Below are 5,885 nucleotides of genomic sequence, written 5' to 3'. Positions count from 1 at the left end.
CATATTAGCAGCAGAGGAAAAAACCTGATGCTTCTTCCATACAAGATTTAAGCCAGATTCAAGTTTTGGATCTAGAGGTCTAAAGCAAAGGTTTCGATCACTTGACGTATTTACGATTTTATCTAGCACAATGGCATAACCAATGCCTTCTTCAACCATAATGCCAGCATTATATGCAAGATTATAGGTAGAGACGACGTTTAATTTATCAAAATCCTCACCAAACCAATCGGCAAATTCATTTTTAGAAAATGTCTGTTTCATAACTTGACGTGAACAAATAAGGGGAACATTTAATAAATCTGTTGCTTGAATCGTATTTTTGCGAGCAAGTGGACTGTCTTTCCTCATCACAACGCCCCAAACATCTTTTGCGGGGATATTGATATAATTGTATTTTGATATATCAGCTGGTTGAATTAATATCCCAAAGTCAAGCAACCCCTTGTCAAGTCGCTCCGTTACATCGTCTTCATTTCCGCTATAGAGGTGATATCGGATATTTGGATAATTTAACTGTAGCTTTTTTACTACTCGTGCGATCTGTTTCATGGCGTCCGTTTCCCCACCACCGATGTAAACATCACCACTTATTGTCTCTTCCATGGATTGAAATTCTGTTTCCAGTTTATCAACCATATCAATGATTTCTTCAGCTCTTTTTCTCAGGTGCATTCCTTCTTCTGTGAGAACGATGCTATGACTGCTTCGTATAAAAAGTTTTTTCCCTAACTCTTGTTCAAGATCTTTTAGTTGCCTTGACAAGGTAGGCTGTGTGACATGCAAAAAATCTGCCGCTCCAGTAATGCTTCCTTCTCTTGCAACAGTAAGAAAATATCGTAAAACTCTTACTTCCATCGCTCGCACCTCCTTGATTATGTTTTAGTATATATGTTTCAGAAATGCCTATCAAGCATATCTAGATATAAGATATAAGTATTTGGAATGTAGGAAATGCACAGCTAGAATAATGAACATAAGGTGAAAACAACAGGGGGAAAGGAAGGATTAAATAGGTCTACTATACAACATAAAGTTGTTGTCATGATGGGGGCCTCAAGTGGAATTGGTGAGGCGACAACGAAAAAACTGGCCGAAGAAGGTGCAAAATTAGTTATTGCGGCTCACGCGAAATGGTTGGATTAGATAGGAAACAATGAATCACCTACAAACACAACTATTATGAGTTAAGATTGCCTAATCACTTTTAGAGGCAATTTTTTAATTCTTTGTATTTATATAAAAGGATTAATTTGGAGGTAGATGTATTGGCAAAACAAAGCAAGCTACTTATATTTATTTTAACAATCGGTGTTTTCGGAATTATTAATACTGAAATGGGGGTTATTGGTATACTGCCTTCCCTCGCTGACCATTTTGAGGTCAGTGTTTCAAAGGCAGGATTGCTCGTCAGTCTTTTTGCCCTTGTTGTAGCAGTATCTGGTCCAACTATGCCTCTATTGTTTTCAAGGATAAATCGGAAGAAGGTGATGTTACTCGTACTTGGTACTTTCGTTCTAGCAAACATTATATCGATCTATACAACTAATTTTACCGTTGCATTAATAGCTCGTGTAATACCAGCCCTTTTTCATCCAATATATTGTTCTTTGGCTTTTTCAGTAGCTGCTGACTCAGTTAGTAAAGAAGAAGCACCAAAAGCTGTTTCAAAAGTGTTTATAGGCGTATCAGCTGGGATGGTTATTGGTGTACCGATTGCAAGCTTTATAGCCAGTACAACGTCCTTACAAATGGCAATGGTATTCTTTGCTGTTGTAAATGCGATAGCATTCATTGCGACATTACTTTTTGTTCCGTCAATGCCTGTTAAGGAAAGATTATCATATGGTGTACAATTATCCGTATTAAAAAAAATCATTACATGGCAGTCCATTATAGCGGTTATTTTCCTTAACTCGGCAATATTCGGTGTTTATAGTTATTTTGCAGAGTATCTGAAAACTGTTACGACGATGTCTACAAATGCGATTACAATTATGTTAATTGTATTCGGGGGAGCTAATATGATTGGAAACATTGTGGCAGGGAGGTTGCTTACGAAGAATGCAGGAAAGACAGTAGTCACTTTTCCTTTTATTTTGGGAGCAATTTATGTCCTATTTTTCCTATTTGGTCCGTTTTCTGCACCGATGCTTTTCATTACTTTCATATGGGGAATCTTAGCTGGGGTAGGAGCAAATATCAATCAATATTGGATTATGTCTTCAGCTCCAAAAGCACCAGATTTTGCTAATGGATTATTTTTATCATCCTGCAATATAGGAACAACAATTGGTACAGCGATCGGTGGATTATTTATATCAGGAATAGGTACACAATATGTCGTATTAGTAGGATTCCTCTCATTGATTGTAAGCTTCATAACGATTGCACTAAGAAATTATATGTATAGTCCTTCAAAACAGCTTTCTATATAAGGATAGAACATACCAAAAATGGAGGGGTTACATTGTCATCAGATAATAAACAAATTGCACTTGTAACAGGCGGGAATCGAGGACTTGGGAATGAGCTTGCGAAACAATTGGCTTTGAAAGGTTTTAAGGTAATTTTGGCAAGCCGTAATCTAGAAATGGGGAAAAAAGCTGCGGAAAAACTAAAGGAATTAAATCTGGATGTTTCGTCTGTCGAGATGGATGTCACTAATCAAGAAAGCATCCATCAAGCCGCGGCAACAATAAATGTGCATTTTGGAAGATTGGACGTATTGATTAATAATGCAGGTGTTTATTTAGATAAGAATGAAAAGCTTTTGGCTATGGACCCTATTATTCTTGAGAACACAATGGCAACTAATTTCTTTGGAGTTTACGATGTCATCCGTTCCTTTATTCCCCTAATGGAAAAACAAGGCTATGGGAGAATTATCAATATATCCTCAGAATATGGAGCGAATAGTGAATTGTCCTACCCTGGAGTAGGTGCCTATAAGCTATCTAAATTTGCTCTAAATGGATTAACACAATTAGTTGCTGCTGAAGTCAATGGTGATATTAAAATAAATGCAGTTGATCCAGGATGGGTAAGGACTGATATGGGAGGGCAATCTGCTCCAAAAACTCCAAGGGAAGCTGCTGAGTCCATCATATGGTTAGCGACAATTGGACGCGAAGGACCTTCAGGAGCGTTCTTTCGCGATGGTAAACAAATACCATGGTGAGGATAAGTGATAAATATTGTGTTCCTTCATATTCTTTTATAAGGTGGTAGTGCATATAAATTTTATGTATGTTGGAAAATTCAAAAAAGTCAAAAAAAGATTGACAGCATGAATGATAATCGATATATTATTTTATAAATTAATGACTAAAGGCAATGATTGGAAATAGTAGAAGGTAAATAAACTTGTCAGAGAGCCGATGGTTGGTGAGAATCGGTAGTTATTTCCTTTGAACTCATCCAAGAGCTAATCCCTGAATCTAACTAAGTAGGGGATATCGGTTTTCTACCGTTATAAGGATAGGTAGTGATAGCTGCCGAAAAAGAGTGGGTTAATCATGTGTTGATTAATCAATTAGAGTGGTACCGCGAGCAAAGCCTCGTCTCTAAATTAGTAGAGACGAGGCTTTTTTATATTTTATTTAACAAAGGAGTGGTTTAACAATGACAAGGAAAATTTGGGTGTTTGATACGACATTACGAGATGGTGAGCAAGTTCCAGGGGCAAAGCTTAATATGTATGAAAAATTAGAAGTAGCAAAGCAACTAAAGAAGCTACAAGTTGATGTTATCGAAGCGGGCTTTCCTTCGTCTTCAATTGGTGATTTTAATGCTGTAAAGGAGATTGCTTTGAATGTAGGGAATACAGACGATGTTATGATTACGGCATTAGCCAGAGCAGTTAAATCCGATATTGAAGCAGTTTATAATAGTGTAAAATATGCCAAAAACCCATTAATCCATATTGTCCTAGGTACGTCGGACATCCATGTAGAGAAAAAATTCGGAAAAACGAAAAGCCAAATATTAGATATAGGTGTTGAGGCTGTTAAATTCGCCAAAACATTACTACCAAATGTCCAATATTCAACAGAAGATGCATCACGGTCTGATTTTGAATATTTATGGTCAACAATTGAAGCTGTCGTTCATGCAGGTGCAACGATCATTAATGTGCCTGATACGGTAGGCTATGCAGAGCCAGAAGAGTTTGGTGAACTAATCCGAAAAATAAATGAGCGCTTGAAAAATTTAAATGAACATGTACTTTTAAGCGTCCATTGTCATAATGATCTAGGGATGGCAACTGCAAATACGTTAGCTGCCATTAAAAATGGGGCCGACAAAGTTGAATGTACAATTAATGGAATCGGTGAACGTGCAGGTAATGCCGCATTAGAAGAGGTTGTGATGGCAATAAATACACGTCCATCGATTTATGGGGCATATACAAATATTAATACAAAGGAAATTATGAATACGTCGAGGCTCGTTAGCAATTTTATGGGGCTTGATGTACAAGTGAATAAAGCAATCACAGGAGAAAATGCATTTGCTCATTCATCAGGTATTCATCAGGATGGCTTACTAAAATCAAGAAGTGCTTATGAAATTATCAACCCAACTGAAGTAGGTCTTGATGATATGGAACTTGTACTAACCGCTCGTTCAGGTCGTCATGCGGTGAAAAATGCACTCGAAAAATTAGGGTTCAACCAGTTCACCTCAGATCAGTTTGAAGGAATATTTGATAACTTCCTTGAATTAGCAGATGTAAAAAAAGAAATATATAATCATGATTTATATGTCATCGTTGAGAGTTATTATACAAAAAATAATATCCAAAATGAAGATATACCTTATTATAGTGATAACTTTTATGAACTTGTTGATTTACAAGTGATTAGTAATCCAATCTTTCCATCGGCGAGTGTGAAATTGAAAAAAGCAGACCAAATAGTAAAAAATAGTGCAGTAGGTTCCGGCCCAATTGATGCTTTGTATACGGCAATAACAGAGATAAGCGGGTTAGATATTAAATTGATCGAATACAATATCAGCAGCATATCAAGAGGGAAAGAAGCATTAGGAAAAGTGAAGATTCAAGTTGAATTTAAAGGAGAAAAATATATAGCAAAAGCAACAGACACGGATATTATGAAAGCTAGCGCATTGGCATATATCAATGCAATAAATAGTATTGTGGTGAACGAATTACTGCCAAGTAGGTAACTTAATACGAAAGACTTATCATAATTTGAATAAATGTTTTTACAAGTAGCCGCTTTTTTAGGGCTATTTTTTTATTTTTGTCATCATTTTAAAAAAAGAACCTTAATCATAGCTCTTTTAACACAAATAAACAATTTAATATTGTTTACTGGTAAACATTAATTGTAATAACATGTTATGAAAGGTTATTTCCTTTAAAAATGAATAATAGTCTTTTATAAAGATTCGATTCAAACCTATATTTGACATATTAGTATTAAATTGTGTAATATATTGTTTACTAGTAAACAATATATTACGTTTTTGAAAGGGAAGGGATTTACATGCCTCAGTTAACAAAACAGATGATTTACGAAAGTTATTTGCAATTAATACATCTTAATGAACAAAAAGCTGATTCAGTCTCCCAAACATTTCTTCATTATCTTGACGAGCAGGAACGAAATCAATTAGAACTATTACCTAGTAATATGAGCAGTCTCCATGTAATCGAGTGTATCGGCCATAATGAACCTATAAATAATATAGGGATTGCTTCGAAAATGAATTTATCAAAGGCTAATATCACTAAAATTACGCGGAAATTAACGAAAGATGAGCTAATCAATAGGTTTCAATTGGCAGATAATAAAAAAGAAATTTATTTTAAACTTACAGCTAAAGGGAAGAGAGTTTTTGCGCTCCATGAAAAG

Annotated in this window: 5 protein-coding genes, 1 pseudogene and 1 other annotated feature; of the genes and pseudogenes, 5 read left to right on the top strand and 1 reads right to left on the bottom strand. The window is 35.6% G+C overall.

The window, feature by feature from the left end; all coding sequences use genetic code 11:
• Positions 1-858 (bottom strand): LysR family transcriptional regulator (locus HU235_RS15740; RefSeq protein ID WP_174880811.1); only part of this gene is annotated, 858 nt, incomplete at its 3' end.
• A 186-nt stretch (positions 859-1,044) separates the two neighbouring features.
• Between HU235_RS15740 and HU235_RS15735 the strand changes: the two are divergent.
• The 5 genes and pseudogenes from HU235_RS15735 to HU235_RS15715 form a co-directional block, all read left to right on the top strand.
• Positions 1,045-1,125, top strand: a pseudogene (locus HU235_RS15735) (oxidoreductase); the annotation flags it as partial.
• Positions 1,126-1,268: 143 nt separating this feature from the next.
• The gene (locus tag HU235_RS15730) at positions 1,269-2,438 is read left to right on the top strand and encodes an MFS transporter (RefSeq protein WP_174880810.1); all 1,170 of its coding nucleotides are present in this window, start codon (positions 1,269-1,271) and stop codon (positions 2,436-2,438) included.
• A gap of 32 nt (positions 2,439-2,470) precedes the next feature.
• Positions 2,471-3,181, top strand: coding sequence for an SDR family NAD(P)-dependent oxidoreductase (locus HU235_RS15725; RefSeq protein ID WP_174880809.1), 711 nt, complete (start codon positions 2,471-2,473; stop codon positions 3,179-3,181).
• Between the two features lie 146 nt (positions 3,182-3,327).
• Positions 3,328-3,571, top strand: a binding site (T-box leader).
• Positions 3,572-3,624: 53 nt separating this feature from the next.
• Positions 3,625-5,193: a 2-isopropylmalate synthase gene (locus tag HU235_RS15720; RefSeq protein WP_174880808.1), complete on the top strand. Its 1,569-nt coding sequence runs from the start codon at positions 3,625-3,627 to the stop codon at positions 5,191-5,193.
• Positions 5,194-5,516: 323 nt separating this feature from the next.
• A partial coding sequence (locus tag HU235_RS15715) for a MarR family transcriptional regulator (protein WP_174880807.1) occupies positions 5,517-5,885 on the top strand: 369 nt, incomplete at its 3' end.

Origin of the sequence: Metabacillus niabensis (genome assembly GCF_902829255.1) — a bacterium.
In the GTDB taxonomy this organism is placed as follows: domain Bacteria; phylum Bacillota; class Bacilli; order Bacillales; family Bacillaceae; genus Metabacillus; species Metabacillus niabensis.
This window is presented reverse-complemented; position numbering and strand designations above follow the sequence as displayed.

Bases quoted from the DNA above. Each gene is read 5' to 3' on its own strand.
- HU235_RS15720 (WP_174880808.1), top strand. From the start codon at position 3,625: ATGACAAGGAAAATTTGGGTGTTTGATACGACATTACGAGATGGTGAG.